Here is a 20,158-nt window from a genome sequence, read left to right as displayed (position 1 = left end):
TTCATGTCCGCCCCGAACTCGCCGCTGGCGACGTTCGGGTGCTGTGACCTCGCGGTGGCGAGCACCCGCTCATAGAGCTCGCGGCCCAGCGCCGGCGGCGCCGCCGCGGTGAAGCTGGGCCGGTTGCCGCCCGACACGTCCGCTGCCAGCGTGAACTGGCTGACGATCAGCAGGCCGCCGCCGATGTCGGTGACGCTGCGGTTCATCTTGCCCTGCTCGTCGCCGAAGATGCGCAGCTTCAGCAGCTTCGCGACCAGCTTGTCGGCGATCGCCGGCGTGTCGCCCGGCTCGGCGCAGACCAGCACCAGCAGGCCGGCGTCGATCGCGCCGATGACCTCGCCCGCCACCTCGACGCGCGCCTGCGACACCCGCTGCGTGATGGAGATCATCGGGAGCTCATGCGACTGCAGCGTCCGTGGACTGCGTCTCGACGTTCGTCGGCAGCAGCTGGATCGAGACCCGCAGCCCCGGCACGTCGCCCATCAGCGCCTGCTCGACGTCGGCCCGCAATGCCGCCGCGCGCCCGAGCGTCCAGTCGGCCGGCACGTGCATGTGCAGGTCGATGAAGCGCCGCTGCCCGGCGCGCCGCGTGACGACGTGGTCGAAGCGGATCGGGTGGTGACCGAACTGCGCGAGCGTGCGATCGATCTGCTCGCGGATCTCCGGCTCGACGGCGCTGTCCATCAGCCCCTCGACCGAGCGCCACGCCAGCTGCGCGCCTTCGCGCAGGATGTTCAGCGCGACGCCGATGGCCAGCACCGGATCCAGCCACAGCCAGCCGGTCAGCTGGACCAGCACCAGGCCCGCGATGACCCCGGCCGAGGTCCACACGTCGGTCATCAGGTGGCGCGCATCGGCCTCCAGCACGATCGAGCGGTGCTGCCGCGCGCCGGCCATCATCCGCCAGGCCAGCAGGCCGTTGATCGCCGAGCTGGCGACCGACAGCGTCAGGCCCCAGCCGAGCGACTCGAGCGGCTGCGGGTGCGCGAAACGCAGCACCGCGGCCCAGACGATGCTCACCGCGGCGGCGGCGATCAGCATGCCCTCGAAGCCGCTGGAGAAGTACTCGGCCTTCGTGTGGCCCGACGGATGGTCTTCGTCGGCCGGCCGGCGCGCGATGTTCACCATCAGCAGCGCGAACAGCGCCGACACCAGGTTGACCAGCGACTCCATCGCGTCCGACAGCAGGCCGACCGAGCCGGTGACCCACCAGGCCCCCGTCTTCAGCGCGATGGTGGCGAGCGCCGCGAGCACCGACAGGCGCAGCAGGGCCTCGACACCCATCAGTGCGCCCATCAGCGGTCCATGCGCTGGAGTTCGTCGCCGAGGAACTGCGCCGCGCTCACGCTGCGGCCGTCGGCGAAACGGATCAGGTAGGGCTGGCCGCTGGTGCTGGAGCGGCTCGCGATCTCGTCGATGAACTGCCGGGCGGTGGTGACGTGCTCGCCCATCTTGTCGAACTTGCCGCGCAGGAACTTCGCCGCATCGGCCGGCGAATAGGCACTGCCGTTGCGGATGAACTTCAGGTCCTTCTGCGCGCCGACCCAGGCGATCAGGCGTTCGATGCGCGCGCGCTCGGCCTCGGACGGCGCGGCCTGCGCGCCCGCTGCGAACCCGACAGCGAACCCGCCTGCCAGCCCCCCGACGAGAACGCTGCGCCGCCGCATCGCGATCAGCCCAGCGTGACGCGCGCGAACTTGCGCTTGCCGACCTGCACGACGTAGGTGCCGGCGTTGAGCTTCAGGCCCTTGTCGCTGACGACGTCGCCGTCGACGCGCACGCCCGAGCCTTCGATCAGCCGGCCGGCCTCGCTGGTGGACGGCGCGAGCCCCGCCTGCTTCAGCAGCGCGGTGATGCCCAGCGGCGCACCCGCCAGCGCGATCTCGTCGATCACGTCGGGGATGCCGCCCTTCGCGCGGTTGTTGAAATCGGCCTCGGCCGCGTCGGCCGCCGCCGCGCTGTGGAAGCGGGTGGTGATCTCCTTGGCGAGCAGCACCTTCGCATCCTTCGGGTTGCGCCCGCCGTCGACCTCGGCCTTCAGCGCCGCGACCTCGGCCTCGGGGCGGAAGCTCAGCAGCGTGAAGTACTTCCACATCATCGTGTCGCTGATCGACAGGATCTTCGCGAACATGTCGTTCGGCGCATCGGTGATGCCGATGTAGTTGTTCTTGCTCTTCGACATCTTGTCGACGCCGTCCAGCCCCTCGAGCAGCGGCATCGTCAGGATGCACTGCGGCTCCTGGCCGTACTCGCTCTGCAGCGCGCGGCCCACCAGCAGGTTGAACTTTTGATCCGTGCCGCCGAGCTCGAGGTCGCTCTTCAGCGCGACCGAGTCGTAGCCCTGCATCAGCGGGTACAGGAACTCGTGCACGCTGATCGGCGTGCCGGCCTTGAAGCGCTTCGTGAAATCGTCGCGCTCCATCATGCGGGCCACCGTGTAGCGCGATGCCAGCTGGATCATGCCGCGCGCGCCCAGCGGGTCGCTCCATTCGGAGTTGTAGCGGATCTCGGTGCGGCTCTCGTCCAGCACCAGCGCGGCCTGGCGGTAGTAGGTCTGCGCGTTGGCCTCGATCTGCTCGCGGGTCAGCGGCGGGCGGGTGTTGTTGCGCCCGGACGGGTCGCCGATCATCGACGTGAAGTCGCCGATCAGGAAGATCACCGTGTGGCCCAGGTCCTGCAGCTGGCGCATCTTGTTCAGCACCACGGTGTGGCCGATGTGGATGTCCGGCGCGGTCGGGTCCAGCCCGAGCTTGATGCGCAGTGGCACGCCGRTTGCTTCAGAGCGTGCGAGCTTGTTCAGCCACTCGCCTTCGGGTAACAGCTCGTCACAGCCCCTCAATGACACCGCCAGCGCCTCGCGCGTGCGGTCGGTGATCGGAAAAGGCGGCTGGGCGGACATGGTTTTCGGGGCCGGTTGCAGAACGAACTCGTGGGGTTATTCCGGGAATAGTGCCGGAAACATTGGCGCGGAAGTCGGTGGCTATACTGCGCCGCTTCCGGGTGCCGGCCCCCTCCAGACACAGGGGCCCGCAAGCGACCGCGATTCTAGTGGACGCCTGCAGGCAGCAAGACAGACCCAGAGCGCGGCGTCCGATGGCGGTGTGCTTGCAGACAGGGCCTCACCGCCCTTCACAGCAGTGAACTCGTTGGATTCTCTCGATCACGCGCTGGCCTCGGCCGGCACCACCACCCAGCGTTTCGTCCATCGCCACCCGCGCACGCTCGCCGGTACCGTGGTCGCGCTGCTGATGGGCGCGGGCGTCACCGCCTTCGCCATCGCGCCGATGGCCCCCGATGCATCCGACCTGCCGCGCCGCGTGGTGACGGAAAGCGTCACCCCCGAGGATGTCGGATCGCAGCTGGAGGTGCTGGCCAGCCACGACTTGTCGCTCTACCGCAGCGACCTGACCCGCAACGCCGACACCGCCGACAGCCTGCTGCGCCGCGTCAACGTGACCGATGTCGCGGCCGCCGCGTTCCTGCGCAGCGACAAGACGGCCCGCCTGCTGCTCGAAGGGCGTGCCGGCAAGATGGTGCGGGTGCGCAGCGACGCATCGGGCCAGCTCGATGAACTGGTGGCCCGCTTTCCGGCCGCCGATCCGGCGCAATGGGCGACCCATTTCTCGCGGCTCAGCGTGAAGCGCGTCGACGGCCGCTTCGAGTCCCGGGTGGAGCAGGCGGCGCTCGCGGCGCRGGTGCGGCTGGGCAGCGGCACGATCCGCAGCTCGCTGTTCGCCGCCACCGACGAGTCGCGCATCCCCGACCCGGTGGCCGTGCAGATGGCCGAGATCTTCTCGACCGACATCGACTTCCACCGCGAACTGCGCAAGAACGACAGCTTCAGCGTCGTCTACGAGGCGCTGACCGCCGACGGCGAGGTGATCACCTGGAACCAGGCCGCCGGCCGCGTGCTGGCCGCCGAGTTCGTCAACAACGGCCGCAGCTACTCGGCCGTGTGGTTCAAGGACCCGTCCGGCAAGGGCGGCTACTTCGGCTTCGACGGCCAGAGCAAGCGCCGCGCGTTCCTCGCCAGCCCGCTGGAGTTCTCGCGCGTGACCTCCGGCTTCTCGATGCGCTTCCACCCGATCCTGCAGAGCTGGCGCGCCCACCTGGGCGTGGACTACGGCGCGCCGACCGGCACCTCGGTGCGCAGCGTCGGCGACGGCGTGGTCGATTTCGCCGGCTGGCAGAACGGCTATGGCAATGTCGTGAAGATCCGCCACAGCAACGACCGCGAGACGGTGTACGCCCACCTGAGCCGCATCGACGTGAAGCGCGGCCAGCATGTCGAACAGGGCACCCACATCGCCAACGTCGGCATGACCGGCTGGGCGACCGGGCCGCACCTGCACTTCGAGTTCAAGCTGCGCGGCCAGCAGCAGGATCCGCTGGTGGTGGCCAAGACCTCGGAAGCGATCGTGCTGACGGCCTCGGCGCAGCAGGAGCTGGCGAAGGTCACCGGCACCTGGCGCGAGCAGCTCCAGGGCGCGGAATCGCTCGCGAGCTACACCGGCGACGCCGAGTAGCACACACCCGATCGGGCGGCGCGGCTACCATCGCGCGATGACCGCACACCCGACCACGGAACGCTACRTCGGCCTGATGTCCGGCACCTCGCTGGACGGCGTGGACGGTGTGGTCGTCGACTTCAGCGGGCCGCGCATCGCGGTGCTGGCGCATGCCCACCTGCCCTTTGCCGCCCACCTGCGCGAAGCGTTCATGGCGCTGCAGCGCGCCGGTGACGACGAGCTGAACCGCATGGCCCAGGCGGGCCAGTCGTTGGTGCAGGTCTATGGCGGCGTCGTGAGCCTGCTGCTCGCGCAATCCGGACTCGCGGCGAAAGACATCCGGGCCATCGGTGCGCACGGCCAGACGGTCCGGCACCGCCCGGGCGACGAGGTCGCCTACACCGCGCAGGTGAACGCCCCGGCCGTGCTGGCCGAGCTGACGGGCATCGACGTGGTCGCCGACTTCCGCAGCCGCGACATCGCTGCCGGCGGCCAGGGCGCCCCGCTGGTGCCGGCCTTCCATCGCGCGGTGTTCGGCCAGGTCGACCGCGCCGGCGCCGTGCTGAACATCGGCGGCATCAGCAACCTGACGGCCTGGCCGGCGCACGGCAAGTCGACGACCGGCTTCGATTGCGGCCCCGGCAACGCGCTGATGGACCATTGGTGCCAACGCCATTGCCACCGGCCCTTCGACGCCGGCGGCGCCTGGGCGGCCTCGGGGCGGGTCGAAGCCAGCCTGCTGGCGCAGATGCACGCCGATCCGTATTTCACGCTGACGCCGCCGAAGAGCACCGGCCGCGACCTGTTCAACCCCGAATGGCTCGACGAGCAGCTGTCACGCGCCGGCCATGCGCTGCGGCCGGAAGATGTGCAGGCCACGCTGTGCGAGCTGACGGCCCTGGCCTGCGCCGACTCGGTCGATCGCCATGCCGGCGACGCGCAGGAGGTGCTGGTGTGCGGCGGCGGCGCCTTCAACGATCAGCTGATGGGGCGGCTGGTGGCCCTGCTTCCGCGCCGCAGGGTGGTCCGCAGCGATGAGCGCGGCCTGCCGGCCAGCGAGGTCGAGGCGGCTGCCTTCGCGTGGCTGGCGCGGGCGCATGTCCGGCGCGAGCCCGGCAACCTGGTGTCGGTCACCGGGGCGCGGGGGCCGCGGGTGCTGGGTGCGCTGTATCCGGCCTGAAATGACGAAGGCCGCCCGAAAGCGGCCTGTCGCGGGAGCCGGACGGCTCAGACCGAGAAGCTGGACCCGCAACCGCAGGTCGTCGTCGCGTTCGGGTTCTTGATCACGAACTGCGCGCCTTCGAGGTCGTCCTTGTAGTCGATCTCGGCACCGGCCAGGTACTGCAGGCTCATCGCATCGATCAGCAGCGTGACGCCGTTCTTGCTCATCTGCGTGTCGTCGTCGTTGACGATCTCGTCGAACGTGAAGCCGTACTGGAAGCCGGAGCAACCGCCGCCCTGCACGAAGACGCGCAGCTTCAGCTCGGGATTGCCTTCTTCGTCGACCAGCTCCTTGACCTTGCTCGCGGCGCTGTCGGTGAACACCAGCGGCACCGGCGGCTCGCTGGAATCAAGGCTCTGGAGGTTCTCTGCAACTGCGCTCATGGGGTATTCCTTGGGGGACGAACGGACCGATTATCCGCCGAGCTCACGCCGCTTGTGCCGTTGTGGGATTGATCACCGGCCCCGCGTTCGCGGTGGCCAGCTTCAAAGGGGCCTTCTCGTCGGCCTTCAAGGGGTGGAGTTCGCCGTCGATCCGGGCGCCCTGGTGCATTTCGAGCGATTCGTAGCGCACATCGCCGACGATGCTGGCCTTGGGCTGCAACTCGAGCAGCTGATCCGACAAGACCGGACCGATCACGGTGCCATTGATGATCACGTGGCCGGCCTTGACCTTGCCGATGACCTTGGCTTTCTCGCTGATCACGAGGATGCTGTACGCCTCGCTGCTGGCGATCACGTCGCCCTGCACCTCGCCATCAATGCGCAGGCCGTCGGCGAAGCGCAGTTCGCCGGTGATCACGGTGCCTTCGCCGATCAGGGTGCGGATGGGGGGCTGCTTGGTTTTGCCGAACATGGTGATTGCTCCAACGTGATCCAACGAGGGGTGCCGTCTCTTGCGTCGTCTTCGTGCTGAGTGCTTCTTCGGTGGCTGGCTTCAGAGCTTGAGCATCTGCGTCGCCCTGACGGTGCCGCGGCTGTCAATGACCTTGACCTGGACGGTTTTTACCACGGCCTGCAGCGGGTGATCGATCATTCCTTCGAGACGGAGGTACTGCTTCACGGCGAGCGGCAAGCCGCCGTTGGGCATCGACAGGGACCACGGCTTGCCGTCGAGCAGCCCGGTCAGCACGATGTCGTAGCGGCCGGTGAATTCGGGGGCCGACTTGCCCATCTGCATCACCAGCAATTGGTAACGAAGTTGTCCCGGCGCCTTGGCTTCGGCCTGCAGTGCGCGCACCGTCAGCGCCTCGGCGGCACCGGCCGGCAGCAGGCGCTCGAAGAAGCCGAGGTCGGCCTTCAGCGCCATGTTCTCGGACTCGAGCTGCTTGAGCTGCTGGGCCAGCTTGTCCTGCGCCACCTTCTCGGTGCGCAGCAGGCTGCCGGCGGTGTTGGCGATGGACTGGGCGCCTTCGCGTTCGGCGCGCAGCTGCGCGACCTCGACACGCAGTTGCGCCAGCTCGGCCTTCGCATCGCGGTCCAGCCCGGCGATGTCCTTGCCGAACTCGAAGGCCCACAGCGCGAAGGCCGCGGAGAATCCGAACACCAGCGCCACGATGATCCAGCGCAAGGGCCAGGGCAGGTGGCTGCGCACGATCATGCGCGGTGCGCTGATGGACATGCGACGACGAAGCAGTTTCCAGCGCATGGGGTCAGGACAGGAGGAAGTGAAGGGCTCGTGCTGCGGAGCCCGGCGCCCCTGTTGAAGCTAGGGATTGTAGAAGCGGCCCGCCAGGCGCTTGTTTCCAAACCTTGCCGGAACGGCGACCCGAAAACAAAAAGGGCCGCTCGAAAGCGACCCTTTGTTGCAACGCGTGAGCGTCGATCAGCGCTTGCTGAACTGCTTCCTGCGGCGAGCGCCGTGCAGGCCGACCTTCTTGCGCTCGACTTCACGCGCATCGCGCGTCACGAAGCCAGCATGCTTGAGGGCGGGCTTGAGCGTCTCGTCGTAGTCGATCAGGGCGCGGGTGATGCCGTGGCGCACTGCACCGGCTTGACCCGACTCGCCACCGCCGTGCACGTTGACCTTGACGTCGAACGCGCCATCGTTGGAGGTCAGCACCAGGGGCTGCTTGACCACCATGATGGAGGTCTGGCGACCGAAATACTCATCGACGGTCTTGCCGTTGACGACGATCTGGCCAGTGCCCTTCTTGATGAAGACGCGCGCCACCGAAGACTTGCGGCGGCCGGTTCCGTAGTTCCAATTTCCGATCATGGCCGCTCCTTAGATGTCCAGCACTTTGGGCTGCTGGGCGGTGTGCGGGTGGGAACCACCGGCATATACCTTCAGCTTCTTGACCATCGCGTAACCCAACGGTCCCTTGGGGAGCATGCCCTTGACAGCCTTTTCCAGCGCGCGGCCGGGGTGCTTGGCTTGCATGTCCTTGAAGGTCGTGGCGTGGATACCGCCCGGGTGACCCGAGTGACGGTAGTACACCTTGTCGGTGGCCTTGTTGCCCGTGACGCGGATCTTGTCTGCGTTGACGACGACGATGAAATCTCCGGTGTCGACGTGAGGCGTGTAAATGGCCTTGTGCTTGCCGCGCAAACGGAGTGCCACTTCGCTGGCAACACGTCCGAGCACCTTGTCGGTGGCGTCAATCACAAACCACTCGTGCGTCACTTCGGCCGGCTTGGCGCTGAAGGTCTTCATGAGGTTCTTTCAATGAGCCGATCGCCACAGGCGACCAGCAGGTTACGGCCTTGCTGAATTTCATTGCTGAAATGTCACGGCCATCGGTGCTGCTTGTTCAGGCAGCCTCTCAGGCGTGCTTCTCTTGCGTATTTCCACCGGGCCATGGCGGAAAAGCCTTCGAGTGTAGCTGATCGAGGGTGACGCTGGCTAGAGGGGCCGCCTTGTCTCCATCGCTCGCAAGTGGACGCTTGAACCGGTACACTAGGGTTTCTACCAAGTCACCCCCATGAGCAGTCCCGCCGCTTCTTCCGAACGTTCGTCGCCCCTGGCGTCGAATCACGGCACTGCTCCGGTGGCTCCGCGCTTCAGCTGGGTGCCGATTCGCTCGATGTCCGAGCGCCATCGGGTTCGAATTTCAACGCACCTTCTGGCGCTCAGCGAAAGTGATCGCTATCTTCGATTCGGCTATCCGGCGACGGATGCCCAGATCGAGCGCTACGTCGCGTCGCTGAACTTCGAGCGCGACGAGCTGTTCGGCATCTTCAACCGGCGCCTCGAGCTCATCGCGCTGGCCCACCTCGCCTATGTGCCGGTGAACCGCCCCGAAGACGCGGCGATGGCGGAGTTCGGCGTCTCGGTGGCCAGCCATGCGCGCGGCCGTGGCTACGGCGCACGGCTGTTCGAGCGCGCCGTGCTGCAGGCGCGCAACCGCGGCTGCGACCGGCTGTTCATCCACGCGCTCAGCGAGAACACTGCGATGCTGAAGATCGCCCGCCGCGCCGGCGCGTTGGTCGAGCGCGACGGCTCGGAGTCGGAAGCCTGGCTGAAGCTGCCGCCCGACAGCCTCGCATCGCAGATGGGCCAGTTGATGGAGCGCCATGCGGCCGAGCTGAACTACCAGTTCAAGCGCCATGCACAGCGCATGAGCGACCTGCTCGACACCGTCACGGAAGTGAAGGCCCACGTGGGCAGCACGCGACGCGTCGCCTCGGAATAAGCGACGAAATCCGTTTTCAGATACCAATCTGACATCTGTACGGCCCCGATGTGGGGGATGCGCCTGCCGGGGTCGACCGCTAGGATGCCTTCGGTTCGTCGCTCGACGGGTGCCCTCCGGCCCCGGTCCGATGGACTCCATCCAAGTCTGTGTCCTGATCATGCAAGTCCTGCCCTGGATCGCCGCATTGGCAGTCACCACGCTGCTGGCTCTCGCGCTCCTCGTGCTGCTGTGGCGCGGTCGCAAGCCGCCCCAACCCAAGCCGCTGCCCACCGAGTGGGCACTCACCGCCCGCCCCGTCTTCAGCACCGACGAGCGCCGCATCTACCGCCTGCTGCGTGAGGCGCTGCCGCATCACATCGTGCTGTCGAAGTTGCCGCTGGTGCGCTTCTGCCAGCCGAACGACCCCACCGAAGTCCGCTTCTGGTTCGACCTGCTCGGTTCCAACCATGTGACCTTCGCGGTCTGCAGCGCGAACGGGCGCGTGCTCGCCGCGATCGACCTGGACGTCGAGCGCGGCGGTTCGCGCCGGCTGCAGCAGATCAAGCAATCGGTGCTGGCCGCCTGCCGCGTGCGCTACCTGCGCTGCTCGACCGAGCACCTGCCGTCGATCGCCGAGCTGCAGCTGCTGGTGCCGCACAGCGGGGCCGCGTCGCGCGCACCGCAGCCCGCGCCGACCCACACGCTGCACGAAGCGCGCGACACGCTGGCCACCACCGTCGCGACCAAGCGCGCCGAGCGCACCGCGCTGTGGAGCGATTCGACGCTGTTCCAGGACTCCTTCTTCTCGCCCGACAGCCGGCTCGATGCGTTCGCGAGCAGCGAGTTCTCCGGCCTCACGGATCGCAACGGCAAGCCCGCCCCGCGGCAGGGCCCCGCCTTCGCCACCACCAACCCGGGCGGCGACAGCACGCTGGGGGATGAAGTCGGCGGCGTCGTCGTCGACCCGCCGCACTACGCGTCGAGCACGCGGCACTGATCGATTCGCGGCGGCAGGGCGGCTGCCGCTTACGATGCGGGCATGTCATCCGCCTCGCCGATTGAAACCCCCTACGCCGGCCTGACGCCGGAAGTCGTCCTCGACGCCCTCGATTCGGTCGGCCTGCGCGGCGACGGCCGGCTGATCCAGCTGAACTCCTACGAGAACCGCGTCTTCCAGGTGTTCCTCGAAGACAAGCGCGTCGTGGTCGCGAAGTTCTACCGGCCCGGGCGCTGGAGCGACGCGCAGATCCTCGAGGAGCACGCGTTCGCCAACGAACTCGCCGAGGCCGAGATCCCGATCGTCAGCCCCTGGTCGCTGACCAGCGAGCAGAGCGGCATCACCTCGACGCTGTGCCACTTCACCGGCGGCTCGGACCCGCACCGCTTCGCGATCACCGAACGCCGCTCGGGCCGCGCGCCCGAGCTCGAGGACGAGGCCACGATGGAATGGATCGGCCGCTTCGTCGGCCGCATGCATCGGGTCGGCGCGAAGTCGCGCTTCGAGCACCGGCTGACACTCGACATCGCGACCTACGGCTCGGGGCCGCTCGACTGGCTGCTCGCCGGCGACATCATCCCGCCCGATGCGAAGCCCGGCTGGGAGCGCGCGGCGCGCGATGCGCTGGCCGAGATCGCCGCCTGCTTCGACGCCGTCGGCAGCACCCGCACGATCCGCCTGCATGGCGACTGCCACGCCGGCAACGTGCTGTGGACCGAGGCCGGCCCGCACTTCGTCGACCTCGACGATGCCTTGTCCGGCCCGGCGGTGCAGGACCTGTGGATGCTGCTGTCGGGCGAGCGCAGCGTCGCGACCCGCCAGCTGCATGCGCTGCTGACCGGTTACGAGGACTTCATGGAGTTCGATTGGCGCGAGCTGCGGCTGATCGAGGCCTTTCGCACGCTGCGGATGATCCACTACAGCGCCTGGCTTGCGCGGCGCTGGAACGACCCGGCCTTCCCGATCGCGTTCCCGTGGTTCGGTGCGCCGGTCTACYGGACCGACCAGGCGGTGCGCCTGCGCGAGCAGATCGCGACGCTGCGGGAGCCGCCGGTGTTCGGCGGCCCCGCGTACTGACCGCGATCAGGCAGTCAGCAGCGCCGTGACGCGGCGCACGTAGGCGGCCGGATCCTCGAGCTGCCCGCCTTCGGCCAGCACCGCCTGGTCGAACAGGATGTTCGCGAGCTCGTCGAACTGCGGGCTGGATTCGAGCCGCTTCACCAGCGCGTGCTCGGCGTTCACTTCCAGCACCGGGTTCGTCTTCGGCGCGCTCTGGCCGGACTGCTTCAGCAGGCGCGCGAGGTGGCCGCTGATGTCGCCCTCCTCGACGACCAGGCAGGCCGGCGAGTCGACCAGCCGTGAGGTCGCGCGCACGTCCTTCGCGCGGTCCTTCAGCGCTTCCTTCAAGCGGTCGAGCACCGGCTGGAAGGCTGTCGCGACCTCCTCGGCCTGCTTCTTCTCGGCCTCGTCCTGCAGCTTGCCGAGGTCGACCGAGCCCTTCGCGACGCTCTGCAGCGACYTGCCTTCGACCTCGTACAGGTGGCTCAGCATCCACTCGTCGACACGGTCGACCAGCAGCAGCACCTCGATGCCCTTCTTGCGGAAGATCTCGAGCTGCGGGCTGCTCTTCGCCGCGGCCAGGTTGTCGGCCGTGATGTAGTAGATCGTGTCCTGGCCTTCCTTCATGCGGCCCAGGTAGTCGGCGAACGAAACGCCTTCGTCGGCCTGCGTCGACGCGAAGCGCAGCAGCTTGGTCAAACGCTCCAGGTTGGCGTGGTCCTCGCCGACGCCTTCCTTCAGCACCGCGCCGAAGTCCTTCCAGAACGCGGCGTACTTCGCGCGCTCGGCCGCGTCCTCGTTGTCGGCCAGCGACTCCAGCATGCCYAGCACGCGCTTGGTCGAGCCCTCGCGGATCGCCTTCACGTCGCGACTCTCCTGCAGCAGCTCGCGCGAGACGTTGAGCGGCAGGTCGGCACTGTCGATCACGCCCTTCACGAAGCGCAGGTAGACCGGCATCAGCGCCTCGGCATCGTCCATGATGAAGACGCGCTTCACGTAGAGCTTCACGCCGCCGCGCTTGTCGCGGTTCCACAGGTCGAACGGCGCCTTCGCCGGCACGTACAGCAGCTGCGTGTATTCGCTGCGACCCTCGACGCGGTTGTGCGTGAACKCGAGCGGCGCCTCGGTGTCGTAGCTGATCTGCTTGTAGAACTCGGTGTACTGCTCGGGCGTGATGTCGCTCTTGCTGCGCGTCCACAGCGCCGCCGCCTTGTTGACCGGGGCCCACTCGTCGTGGACGACCTGTTCCTGCTTGTCGGCGTCCCACTCCTCCTTCTGCATCAGGATCGGCAGCGAGATGTGGTCGGAGTACTTGCTGATGATGGAGCGCAGCTTCCACGCCGTGAGGAACTCTTCTTCGCCTTCGCGCAGGTGCAGGATCACCGAGGTGCCGCGCTGCGCCCGCGTGATCGTCTCGACCTCGAAATCGCCGCTGCCTTCCGAGCTCCAGCGCACGCCCTGCTCGGCTGGCACACCCGCGCGGCGCGACTCGACGGTGATGCGGTCGGCCACGATGAAGCCGCTGTAGAAGCCGACGCCGAACTGGCCGATCAGCTGCGCGTCCTTCTTCTGGTCGCCTTCGAGCTTGCTCATGAACTCGCGCGTGCCGCTCTTCGCGATGGTGCCGAGGTTGGCCACCGCCTCGTCGGCCGACAGCCCGATGCCGTTGTCGGTGATCGTCAGCGTCTTCGCGGCCTTGTCGAAGGCGATGCGCACCTCCAGGTTCGGCGCGTCTTCATACAGCCCGGCGTTGTTCAGCGCCTCGAAGCGCAGCTTGTCGCAGGCGTCCGAGGCGTTCGAGACCAGTTCCCGCAGGAAGATCTCCTTGTTGGAGTAGAGCGAGTGCGTGACCAGGTGCAGGATCTGCTTGACCTCGGCCTGGAAGGAAAGTGTTTGCTTGTCCATGGTCTTGCTGAAGCTGAATGTTGTTGGGTGCCGGCGTGTAGGCGCTGTCTTACAAGAAGTTGCGCCGGGAAGGCGCTGCACTTGAGGTCGGATACGGTTACCTTCAAGACCCCCGAAGTTTCCCCGATCCTTGCTGCGATCCGGGCGAACGTCCCGTCTTTCCTTGCCGGCTCCCGCATGTCCTTGTCCTCCACGCTCGAGAACTGGTTCGCTCCCTCCGCCGCCACTGCCTCCTGGACCCTCGATCACCTGCGCGGTGTCGACCCGGTGCTGGGCTTCGCGATCGTGATGGTCGTCGCGGTGGTGCTCGGCGAGATCCTGCGCCGGCGCTTCCGGCTGCCGCGGCTGTGCGGCCACATGCTGACCGGCGCGCTGGCCAGCCCGCTGGCGCTGCGCCTGCTCGAGCGCACCGACCTCGACCCGGTCAAGCCGCTCATCGACCTGGCCATCGGCGTGCTGGTGTTCGAACTCGGCAGCCGCATCCGGCCGCGGTGGCTGATCGACAACCCGTGGCTCGCGCTGACCTGCGTGCTCGAGGGCGTGCTGTCCGGCCTCGGCGTGTACCTCGGCCTGCTCGCCTTCGATGCGCCGTCGATCTCGGCCGCACTGGCCGGCGCCGTCGCGATGTCGACCTCGCCGGTCCTGGTGCTGGCGCTGGTTCACCAGATGCGCCCGCGCGGGCAGGTGACCGAACGCCTGCTGATGATGTCGGCGATCAACAGCGTGCTCGCGGTGGTGGCGCTGAAGGCCTGGGGCGTGCTTGCCGCGAGCGGCGGGCTGGCCGCGGTCGAACCGGGCCTCGAGCCGGCCGTCACCAGTGCACTGCTGGTGGTCAGCGGCTCGTTCCTGCTCGGCGTCGCCGCCGGCTGGGTGCTGACGCAACTCATGAAGCAGGTGCGGGGCCTGACCACCGCGCCGGTGCTGCAGATCGCGCTGGTCATCATCGCCGCGATGCTGGCCGCGCAATGGCGGCTCTCGCCCTTGCTCGCGCTGCTGGTGGCCGGCATGGTGGCGCGCTCGCGGATGGCGCACGGCCTGACCGTCGAGCCACAGCTCGGCACGGCGGGCGCCACGCTCAGCGTGATGCTCTTCATCTGCCTGGGCATGCTGTTCACGCTCGACGGCTTCTCGACGCTGTGGCCCTGGGTGCTGGTCATCGTCGTCGCGCGCCTGATGGGCAAGGGCATCGCGATCGCGGTGCTGGCCAAGCCCAGCGGCCTCGGCTGGCGCCAGGCCGGCGCGCTGACCATCGCGCTGCAGCCGATGAGCAGCCTCGCGGTGCTGCTGACCGCTGACACCTTCGGCTGGCCGTCGCAGCTGCCCGGCGCCAACGGTGGCGTGCTGCAGGCGCTGCTGATCTCCACCACCCTGCTGCAGTTCATCGGCCCGCTGCTGGCCGAACGCGCCGTGCGCGACCTCGCCCAGGAGTGCCCGCCCATCTCGAACACGAAGGTTCCCTGACATGGCCCTGGCCGAATTCACCACCTCCGAGGCGCTGACGCTGGGCGTCGAGCTCGAACTGCAACTGGTCAGCACGCACGATTTCGACCTCGCGCCGCAGGCCGAGGACCTGCTGCGCGTGCTCGCCAAGCACACCGGCGCCTGGGACGTGAAGCCCGAGATCACGCGCAGCATGATCGAGATCGGCACCTCGATCCAGCGCGAGCACAGTGGCCTGGTGGCCGAGCTGCACGACCTGCGCGGCCAGTTGTCGCAGGCGGCGCGCAAGCTGAACATCGGCATCGCCGGTGGCGGCACGCACGCGTACCAGCACTGGAGCGACCAGCAGATCTTCCCGACCGAGCGCTTCCACTACATCAGCGAGCTGTACGGCTACCTCGCCAAGCAGTTCACCGTGTTCGGCCAGCACGTGCACGTGGGTTGCGAGGATGGCGACACGGCGCTGTGGCTGCTGCACGCACTGTCGCGCTACGTGCCGCACTTCATCGCGCTGAGCGCGTCGTCGCCGTTCGTGCAGGGCGTCGACACCGGCTTCGATTCGGCGCGCCTGAACTCGGTGTTCGCGTTCCCGCTGTCGGGGCGCGCACCGTTCGTGACGACGTGGGACGACTTCGGGCTCTACTTCGACAAGATGACGAGCACGGGTGTCGTGCAGTCGATGAAGGACTTCTACTGGGACATCCGGCCGAAGCCCGAGTTCGGCACCATCGAGCTGCGGGTGTGCGACACGCCGCTCGACGTCGACAAGGCCGCGRCACTCGCGTGCTACCTGCAGGCGATCTGCCGCTACCTGCGCGAGGAGCGGCCGTTCGAGCCGTCGGAAGACGACTACCTCGTCTACACCTTCAACCGCTTCCAGGCCTGCCGCTTCGGGCTCGAGGGCGAGATCGTCGACCCGCAGACCAAGCAGCGCGAGAAGCTGCGCGACAACATCGTGCGCACGCTCGCGCGGGTCGACGAGCATGCGCTGGACCTGCGCTCGCTCGACGCGAGCAACCTGATCCGCGACAGCCTGCGGCACGGCAATGATGCGCAGTGGCTGCGCGGGCTGCGGGCCGCAGGCGAGCCGCTGTCGTCGGTGGTGCACAGCGCCACCGAACGCTGGATGGGGTAGCCCGGATGGCAATCCGGGAGGTGTGATTCACGAACCCGGATTGGCATCCGGGCTACGGATCAGCCCTTCGCCTGCGCCAGGATCGTCTCGGCGTTGCTGACCTCGAACTTGCCCGGCGCCTCGATGTTCAGCGTCTTGACGACGCCGTTGTCGACCAGCATCGAATAGCGTTGCGAGCGCACGCCCATGCCGCGGGCGATCAGGTCCAGCGTCAGGCCGGTGGCCTGCGTGAACGTGCCGCTGCCGTCGGCCATCATGCGCACCTTGCCCAGCGTGTGCTGGTCGCGGCCCCAGGCGCCCATCACGAACGCGTCGTTGACCGAGATGCACCAGATCTCGTCGACGCCGGCCGCTTTCAGCGCCTCGGCGTTCTTCACGTAGCCCGGCACGTGCTGGGCCGAGCAGGTCGGCGTGAAGGCACCGGGCAGCGCGAAGATTGCAATCTTCTTGCCAGCGGTTTCCTTCTCGACGTCGAAGGTGTTCGGGCCCAGGCTGCAGCCATTGCCTTCGACCTCGATGAATTCCTGCAGCGAGCCTGCGGGCAGCTTGTCACCAACTTTGAGCATCTCGATCTCCAAATGAAAAAACGGCCGGACGCCAGTATCCCAGCGTTCCGACCGTCTTCGGGGTGCCTTCTGACGAAGGCCCCAGGGTCAACTCAAATCAGACTTCGCGAGCTTTCTCGATGAGACGCGTCACGACCCAGGACTTGGTCTTGGAGATCGGACGGCCTTCGGCGATCTCGACCACGTCGCCCAGCTTGTACTCGCCCTTTTCGTCATGGGCGTGGTACTTGCTCGACTTCCCGACGATCTTGCCGTACAGCTCGTGCTTGGTGCGGCGCTCGATCAGCACGGTGACGGTCTTGGCGCGCTTGTCGCTGACGACCTTGCCCACCAGTGTGCGGGTGTTCTTCTGCGGCGCTTCGGTCGTGGTTTGCGTGGTGCTCATTTGGCAGCCCTCTTCTTCTCGGCCAGGATGGTCTTCGCACGCGCGATGTCGCGGCGCGTGTTGCCCAGCGTCGAGTGATTGGTCAGTTGCTGAGTCGCCTTCTGCATGCGCAGACCGAAGTGTGCCTTCAACAGGTCAGCCACTTCCTTTTCAAGGCCGGCGACGTCCTTGGTGCGGAGTTCAGATGCTTTCATGTGTTTCTCCAGTCAGGCCTCAAGAGCCGACCTGACGCGACACGAAGGTGGTGCTCAGCGGCAGCTTGGCCGAAGCCAGCTTGAACGCTTCGCGGGCCAGCTCTTCGGGCACACCGTTGAGTTCGTAGAGCACCTTGCCGGGCTGGATTTCAGCGACGTAGTACTCCGGATTGCCCTTGCCGTTGCCCATGCGGACTTCGGCAGGCTTTTGCGAGATCGGCTTGTCCGGGAAGATGCGGATGAAGATCCGGCCGCCACGCTTGATGTGACGCGAGATCGCACGACGTGCGGCCTCGATCTGGCGCGCGGTCAGGCGACCACGCTCCGTGGCCTTCAGGCCGAAATCGCCGAACGACACGTTCGCACCACGGGTGGCGACGCCGGTGTTGCGGCCCTTCTGCTCTTTGCGGTATTTCCGCCGAGACGGTTGCATCATTGCTTGTTCTCCTTAGGCCTTGCCCGAGCCGGTGGCATCGGGGGCCTTGCGCACGCGCTTGGCTGCGCTGGTCGGCGCGTCGGTGGCGGGAGCACCCGTCGCCTCGGCCGGCTTGTCGCTGCCTTCGACCGGGGCAGCGCCCTGGCGGGGCGCACCACGATCACCGCGATCGCCGCGGTCACCTGCACCACCGCCGCCCGGACGGCCACGGCCAGCCGGAGCGCCAGGGCGCGTGTTGCGGCGCGGACGACGATCGTCCTCGGGCACCTCGGCCTTCAGCTGCGGCACTTCGCCATTGGCGAGGCGGTCGCCACGGTAGACCCAGCACTTCACGCCGATGATGCCGTAGGTCGTCTTGGCTTCGGAGAAGCCGTAGTCGATGTCGGCCTTCAGGGTGTGAAGGGGCACGCGGCCTTCGCGGTACCACTCGCAGCGGGCGATCTCGATGCCGTTCAGGCGGCCCGACGACATGATCTTGATGCCCTGCGCGCCCAGGCGCATCGCGTTCTGCATCGCGCGCTTCATGGCACGGCGGAACATGATGCGCTTCTCGAGCTGCTGGGTGATGCTGTCGGCGATCAGCTGGGCATCGACTTCAGGCTTGCGCACTTCTTCGATGTTGACCGCGACCGGCACGCCCATGCGGCGGGTCAGTTCGGCCTTCAGCTTCTCGATGTCCTCGCCCTTCTTGCCGATCACCACGCCCGGACGAGCCGAGAAGATGGTGACGCGGGCGCTCTTGGCGGGGCGCTCGATCAGGATGCGCGAAACGGCGGCGCTCTTCAGGCGAGCCTTCAGGAAGTCGCGGACCCGCAGGTCTTCGGCCAGCATCGTCGCGAAATTCGCGTTCGATGCGTACCAGCGCGAAGCCCAGTTGCGGGTGACCGGCAGCCGGAAACCGGTCGGATGGATTTTCTGTCCCATGGTTTTCCTTCTGCGCTCAGTTGCCCACGGTCACGAAGATGTGACACGTCGGCTTGCTGATGCGGTTGCCGCGGCCCTTGGCCCGTGCGGAAAAGCGCTTGAGGGTGGCGGCCTGCTCGACGAAGATCGTCTTGACCTTCAGTTCGTCGATGTCGGCACCGTCGTTGTGCTCTGCGTTGGCGATCGCCGACTCCAGAGCCTTCTTGATGATGCCGGCTGCCTTCTTGGGCGTGAAGCTCAGGATGTTCAGCGCCTGGTCGACCTTCTTGCCGCGGACCAGATCGGCCACCAGCCGACCCTTGTCGGCAGAGAGGCGGACGCCGCGAACGATTGAACGGGTTTCCATCGTCGTCATCCTTACTTCTTGTTGGCCTTCTTGTCGGCCGGGTGGCCCTTGAACGTGCGGGTCAGCGCAAATTCACCGAGCTTGTGGCCGACCATCTGGTCGGTGATGTACACGGGCACGTGCTGCTTGCCGTTGTGCACCGCGATCGTCAACCCGATGAAGTCGGGAAGAATCGTCGAGCGACGCGACCAGGTCTTGATCGGCTTCTTGTCCTTGATGGCCGCGGCCTTCTCGGCCTTGGCCATCAGGTGATGGTCGACGAACGGACCTTTTTTGAGCGAACGGGTCATGGCAGCCCCTTACTTCTTGCGACGCGAGACGATGAACGTCTGCGTGCGCTTGTTGTTGCGAGTGCGGTAGCCCTTGGTCATCGTGTTCCACGGCGACACAGGCACCTGGCCCTCGCCGGTACGACCTTCACCACCACCGTGCGGGTGATCCACCGGGTTCATCGCGACACCGCGAACCGTCGGACGGATGCCCTTCCAGCGACGCGCACCGGCCTTGCCGTACTGGCGCAGGTTGTGCTCTTCGTTGGCCACTTCGCCGATCGTCGCGCGGCAGTCGATGTGGATGCGGCGCACTTCACCCGAGCGCAGGCGCAGCTGGGCGTAGGTGCCTTCGCGTGCCAGCAGCGTCACCGAGGTGCCGGCCGAGCGTGCGATCTGGGCACCCTTGCCCGGCAGCAGTTCGACGCAGTGAACCGTCGAGCCCACCGGGATGTTGCGGATCGGCAGCGTGTTGCCGGCCTTGATCGGCGCTTCGGCGCCGCTCAGCACGGTCGCACCGACATCCAGCCCACGCGGGGCGATGATGTAGCGGCGCTCGCCGTCGGCGTAGCACACCAGCGCGATGTGCGCCGTGCGGTTCGGGTCGTACTCGATGCGTTCGACCTTCGCCGGAATGCCGTCCTTGTTGCGCACGAAGTCGACCACGCGGTAGTGGTGCTTGTGACCACCGCCCTTGTGGCGCATCGTGATGTGGCCGTTGTTGTTGCGACCCGCATTCTGCATTTGCGGTTCGAGCAACGAGGCTTCCGGACGACCCTTGTAGAGGTGGCTGTGAACCACCTTCACCACGGCACGGCGGCCGGGCGACGTCGGTTTGACTTTGATGACGGCCATTACGCGGCCTCCCCGGAGAAGTTGAGCTCCTGGCCTGCCTTCAGCGACACATACGCCTTCTTGACGTGGTCGCGGCGGCCGATGGAACGGCCGAAGCGCTTGACCTTGCCCTTTTGAATGACGGTCTGCACCGACTCGACCTCGACCTTGAACAGCAGTTCGACTGCTGCCTTGATCTCGGGCTTGGTGGCATCGCGCAGCACCTTGAACAGCACCTGGTTGTGCTTCTCGGCAGCGGACGTGGCTTTTTCGCTCACGATCGGCGCCACCAGCACCTGGGCCAGGCGGCCCTCGTCATGCT

26 protein-coding genes are annotated in these 20,158 nt (G+C 67.1%); 7 read left to right on the top strand and 19 right to left on the bottom strand.

Going from position 1 to position 20,158, the window contains the following annotated elements; translation table 11 throughout:
- From dtd to tyrS, 4 genes are all read right to left on the bottom strand, one after another.
- Nucleotides 1–389: D-aminoacyl-tRNA deacylase (gene dtd / locus AC1D01_RS02725; protein WP_477864554.1), on the bottom strand; the 389-nt coding region annotated here is incomplete at its 3' end.
- A gap of 7 nt (nucleotides 390–396) precedes the next feature.
- Nucleotides 397–1,284 (bottom strand): cation diffusion facilitator family transporter, encoded by an 888-nt coding sequence (locus tag AC1D01_RS02720; protein ID WP_477864556.1) that lies wholly within the window; start codon nucleotides 1,282–1,284, stop codon nucleotides 397–399.
- 11 nt (nucleotides 1,285–1,295) lie between these two features.
- Nucleotides 1,296–1,667, bottom strand: a complete 372-nt coding sequence (locus AC1D01_RS02715; protein ID WP_477864553.1) for a DUF5329 family protein — start codon at nucleotides 1,665–1,667, stop codon at nucleotides 1,296–1,298.
- Nucleotides 1,668–1,672: 5 nt separating this feature from the next.
- Complete coding sequence (gene tyrS / locus AC1D01_RS02710; RefSeq protein WP_477864552.1) at nucleotides 1,673–2,899, bottom strand: tyrosine--tRNA ligase; 1,227 nt, start codon at nucleotides 2,897–2,899, stop codon at nucleotides 1,673–1,675.
- 247 nt (nucleotides 2,900–3,146) lie between these two features.
- On the opposite strand from tyrS, the gene AC1D01_RS02705 reads away from it, so the two are divergent.
- A complete protein-coding gene (locus AC1D01_RS02705; protein WP_477864551.1) occupies nucleotides 3,147–4,526 on the top strand; it encodes a peptidoglycan DD-metalloendopeptidase family protein in 1,380 nt (459 codons plus the stop codon).
- A gap of 37 nt (nucleotides 4,527–4,563) precedes the next feature.
- Complete coding sequence (locus AC1D01_RS02700; protein ID WP_477864550.1) at nucleotides 4,564–5,688, top strand: anhydro-N-acetylmuramic acid kinase; 1,125 nt, start codon at nucleotides 4,564–4,566, stop codon at nucleotides 5,686–5,688.
- Nucleotides 5,689–5,735: 47 nt separating this feature from the next.
- Here the strand turns inward: AC1D01_RS02700 and erpA are convergent, their stop codons facing one another.
- The 5 genes from erpA to rplM form a co-directional block, all read right to left on the bottom strand.
- The gene (gene erpA, locus AC1D01_RS02695) at nucleotides 5,736–6,113 is read right to left on the bottom strand and encodes an iron-sulfur cluster insertion protein ErpA (protein ID WP_047506389.1); all 378 of its coding nucleotides are present in this window, start codon (nucleotides 6,111–6,113) and stop codon (nucleotides 5,736–5,738) included.
- 43 nt (nucleotides 6,114–6,156) lie between these two features.
- Nucleotides 6,157–6,585: a bactofilin family protein gene (locus AC1D01_RS02690; RefSeq protein ID WP_477864555.1), complete on the bottom strand. Its 429-nt coding sequence runs from the start codon at nucleotides 6,583–6,585 to the stop codon at nucleotides 6,157–6,159.
- Between the two features lie 81 nt (nucleotides 6,586–6,666).
- Entirely contained in the window at nucleotides 6,667–7,377 is a 711-nt protein-coding gene (locus tag AC1D01_RS02685; RefSeq protein WP_477864549.1) for a DUF6776 family protein, read from the bottom strand.
- Between the two features lie 177 nt (nucleotides 7,378–7,554).
- Entirely contained in the window at nucleotides 7,555–7,947 is a 393-nt protein-coding gene (gene rpsI, locus AC1D01_RS02680; RefSeq protein ID WP_047506382.1) for a 30S ribosomal protein S9, read from the bottom strand.
- Nucleotides 7,948–7,956: 9 nt separating this feature from the next.
- A complete protein-coding gene (gene rplM, locus AC1D01_RS02675) occupies nucleotides 7,957–8,385 on the bottom strand; it encodes a 50S ribosomal protein L13 (RefSeq protein ID WP_047506380.1) in 429 nt (142 codons plus the stop codon).
- 370 nt (nucleotides 8,386–8,755) lie between these two features.
- Here rplM and AC1D01_RS02670 point away from each other — a divergent pair, with 370 nt between their 5' ends.
- The 3 genes from AC1D01_RS02670 to AC1D01_RS02660 all read left to right on the top strand — a co-directional run bounded on the left by AC1D01_RS02670 (nucleotide 8,756) and on the right by AC1D01_RS02660 (nucleotide 11,420).
- Complete coding sequence (locus tag AC1D01_RS02670; RefSeq protein WP_477864548.1) at nucleotides 8,756–9,364, top strand: GNAT family N-acetyltransferase; 609 nt, start codon at nucleotides 8,756–8,758, stop codon at nucleotides 9,362–9,364.
- Between the two features lie 160 nt (nucleotides 9,365–9,524).
- Complete coding sequence (locus tag AC1D01_RS02665) at nucleotides 9,525–10,343, top strand: DUF2726 domain-containing protein (RefSeq protein WP_477864547.1); 819 nt, start codon at nucleotides 9,525–9,527, stop codon at nucleotides 10,341–10,343.
- A 42-nt stretch (nucleotides 10,344–10,385) separates the two neighbouring features.
- Complete coding sequence (locus AC1D01_RS02660) at nucleotides 10,386–11,420, top strand: serine/threonine protein kinase (RefSeq protein ID WP_477864546.1); 1,035 nt, start codon at nucleotides 10,386–10,388, stop codon at nucleotides 11,418–11,420.
- A 6-nt stretch (nucleotides 11,421–11,426) separates the two neighbouring features.
- Here AC1D01_RS02660 and htpG read toward each other — a convergent pair whose 3' ends face one another.
- The gene (gene htpG, locus AC1D01_RS02655) at nucleotides 11,427–13,307 is read right to left on the bottom strand and encodes a molecular chaperone HtpG (protein WP_477864545.1); all 1,881 of its coding nucleotides are present in this window, start codon (nucleotides 13,305–13,307) and stop codon (nucleotides 11,427–11,429) included.
- A gap of 177 nt (nucleotides 13,308–13,484) precedes the next feature.
- Between htpG and AC1D01_RS02650 the strand changes: the two genes are divergently transcribed.
- Together AC1D01_RS02650 and AC1D01_RS02645 are read left to right on the top strand one after the other, a co-directional pair.
- Nucleotides 13,485–14,768: a cation:proton antiporter gene (locus AC1D01_RS02650; RefSeq protein ID WP_477864544.1), complete on the top strand. Its 1,284-nt coding sequence runs from the start codon at nucleotides 13,485–13,487 to the stop codon at nucleotides 14,766–14,768.
- A 1-nt stretch (nucleotide 14,769) separates the two neighbouring features.
- Nucleotides 14,770–15,882 (top strand): YbdK family carboxylate-amine ligase, encoded by a 1,113-nt coding sequence (locus tag AC1D01_RS02645; RefSeq protein ID WP_477864543.1) that lies wholly within the window; start codon nucleotides 14,770–14,772, stop codon nucleotides 15,880–15,882.
- Nucleotides 15,883–15,941: 59 nt separating this feature from the next.
- Here AC1D01_RS02645 and AC1D01_RS02640 read toward each other — a convergent pair whose 3' ends face one another.
- The 9 genes from AC1D01_RS02640 to rplW all read right to left on the bottom strand — a co-directional run.
- Entirely contained in the window at nucleotides 15,942–16,448 is a 507-nt protein-coding gene (locus AC1D01_RS02640) for a peroxiredoxin (protein ID WP_477864542.1), read from the bottom strand.
- Nucleotides 16,449–16,545: 97 nt separating this feature from the next.
- Entirely contained in the window at nucleotides 16,546–16,833 is a 288-nt protein-coding gene (gene rpsQ / locus AC1D01_RS02635; RefSeq protein ID WP_056809658.1) for a 30S ribosomal protein S17, read from the bottom strand.
- Entirely contained in the window at nucleotides 16,830–17,027 is a 198-nt protein-coding gene (gene rpmC / locus AC1D01_RS02630) for a 50S ribosomal protein L29 (protein WP_047585666.1), read from the bottom strand. The genes rpsQ and rpmC overlap by 4 nt, the downstream gene beginning before the upstream one ends.
- 19 nt (nucleotides 17,028–17,046) lie before the next feature.
- On the bottom strand, nucleotides 17,047–17,463 hold the full coding sequence (gene rplP / locus AC1D01_RS02625) for a 50S ribosomal protein L16 (RefSeq protein ID WP_047506369.1): 417 nt from the start codon (nucleotides 17,461–17,463) through the stop codon (nucleotides 17,047–17,049).
- A gap of 12 nt (nucleotides 17,464–17,475) precedes the next feature.
- The gene (rpsC, locus tag AC1D01_RS02620; protein WP_477864541.1) at nucleotides 17,476–18,387 is read right to left on the bottom strand and encodes a 30S ribosomal protein S3; all 912 of its coding nucleotides are present in this window, start codon (nucleotides 18,385–18,387) and stop codon (nucleotides 17,476–17,478) included.
- Nucleotides 18,388–18,403: 16 nt separating this feature from the next.
- Nucleotides 18,404–18,733 (bottom strand): 50S ribosomal protein L22, encoded by a 330-nt coding sequence (gene rplV / locus AC1D01_RS02615; protein WP_047506366.1) that lies wholly within the window; start codon nucleotides 18,731–18,733, stop codon nucleotides 18,404–18,406.
- A gap of 11 nt (nucleotides 18,734–18,744) precedes the next feature.
- Nucleotides 18,745–19,023: a 30S ribosomal protein S19 gene (gene rpsS, locus AC1D01_RS02610; RefSeq protein WP_047506365.1), complete on the bottom strand. Its 279-nt coding sequence runs from the start codon at nucleotides 19,021–19,023 to the stop codon at nucleotides 18,745–18,747.
- 9 nt (nucleotides 19,024–19,032) lie between these two features.
- Complete coding sequence (gene rplB / locus AC1D01_RS02605; protein WP_047506363.1) at nucleotides 19,033–19,857, bottom strand: 50S ribosomal protein L2; 825 nt, start codon at nucleotides 19,855–19,857, stop codon at nucleotides 19,033–19,035.
- Nucleotides 19,857–20,158 (bottom strand): 50S ribosomal protein L23 (gene rplW, locus AC1D01_RS02600; RefSeq protein WP_477864540.1); only part of this gene is annotated, 302 nt, incomplete at its 5' end. The genes rplW and rplB, both read right to left, overlap by 1 nt.

Source organism: Rhizobacter sp. P3_B12, from assembly GCF_056402895.1.
The sequence above is the reverse complement of the archived record's forward strand: the minus strand, read 5'-3'. Positions and strand labels throughout refer to the sequence as shown.

Coding starts and splice junctions, on each gene's coding strand:
- rpsS (WP_047506365.1), bottom strand. CDS start 19,023: ATGACCCGTTCGCTCAAAAAAGGTCCGTTCGTCGACCATCACCTGATG.
- rpmC (WP_047585666.1), bottom strand. CDS start 17,027: ATGAAAGCATCTGAACTCCGCACCAAGGACGTCGCCGGCCTTGAAAAG.
- rplB (WP_047506363.1), bottom strand. CDS start 19,857: ATGGCCGTCATCAAAGTCAAACCGACGTCGCCCGGCCGCCGTGCCGTG.
- rplP (WP_047506369.1), bottom strand. CDS start 17,463: ATGATGCAACCGTCTCGGCGGAAATACCGCAAAGAGCAGAAGGGCCGC.
- rplM (WP_047506380.1), bottom strand. CDS start 8,385: ATGAAGACCTTCAGCGCCAAGCCGGCCGAAGTGACGCACGAGTGGTTT.
- AC1D01_RS02685 (WP_477864549.1), bottom strand. CDS start 7,377: ATGCGCTGGAAACTGCTTCGTCGTCGCATGTCCATCAGCGCACCGCGC.
- rpsC (WP_477864541.1), bottom strand. CDS start 18,387: ATGGGACAGAAAATCCATCCGACCGGTTTCCGGCTGCCGGTCACCCGC.
- AC1D01_RS02650 (WP_477864544.1), top strand. CDS start 13,485: ATGTCCTTGTCCTCCACGCTCGAGAACTGGTTCGCTCCCTCCGCCGCC.
- AC1D01_RS02665 (WP_477864547.1), top strand. CDS start 9,525: ATGCAAGTCCTGCCCTGGATCGCCGCATTGGCAGTCACCACGCTGCTG.
- rpsQ (WP_056809658.1), bottom strand. CDS start 16,833: ATGAGCACCACGCAAACCACGACCGAAGCGCCGCAGAAGAACACCCGC.
- rplV (WP_047506366.1), bottom strand. CDS start 18,733: ATGGAAACCCGTTCAATCGTTCGCGGCGTCCGCCTCTCTGCCGACAAG.
- AC1D01_RS02715 (WP_477864553.1), bottom strand. CDS start 1,667: ATGCGGCGGCGCAGCGTTCTCGTCGGGGGGCTGGCAGGCGGGTTCGCT.
- AC1D01_RS02690 (WP_477864555.1), bottom strand. CDS start 6,585: ATGTTCGGCAAAACCAAGCAGCCCCCCATCCGCACCCTGATCGGCGAA.
- AC1D01_RS02670 (WP_477864548.1), top strand. CDS start 8,756: ATGTCCGAGCGCCATCGGGTTCGAATTTCAACGCACCTTCTGGCGCTC.
- erpA (WP_047506389.1), bottom strand. CDS start 6,113: ATGAGCGCAGTTGCAGAGAACCTCCAGAGCCTTGATTCCAGCGAGCCG.
- rpsI (WP_047506382.1), bottom strand. CDS start 7,947: ATGATCGGAAATTGGAACTACGGAACCGGCCGCCGCAAGTCTTCGGTG.
- AC1D01_RS02720 (WP_477864556.1), bottom strand. CDS start 1,284: ATGGGTGTCGAGGCCCTGCTGCGCCTGTCGGTGCTCGCGGCGCTCGCC.
- AC1D01_RS02640 (WP_477864542.1), bottom strand. CDS start 16,448: ATGCTCAAAGTTGGTGACAAGCTGCCCGCAGGCTCGCTGCAGGAATTC.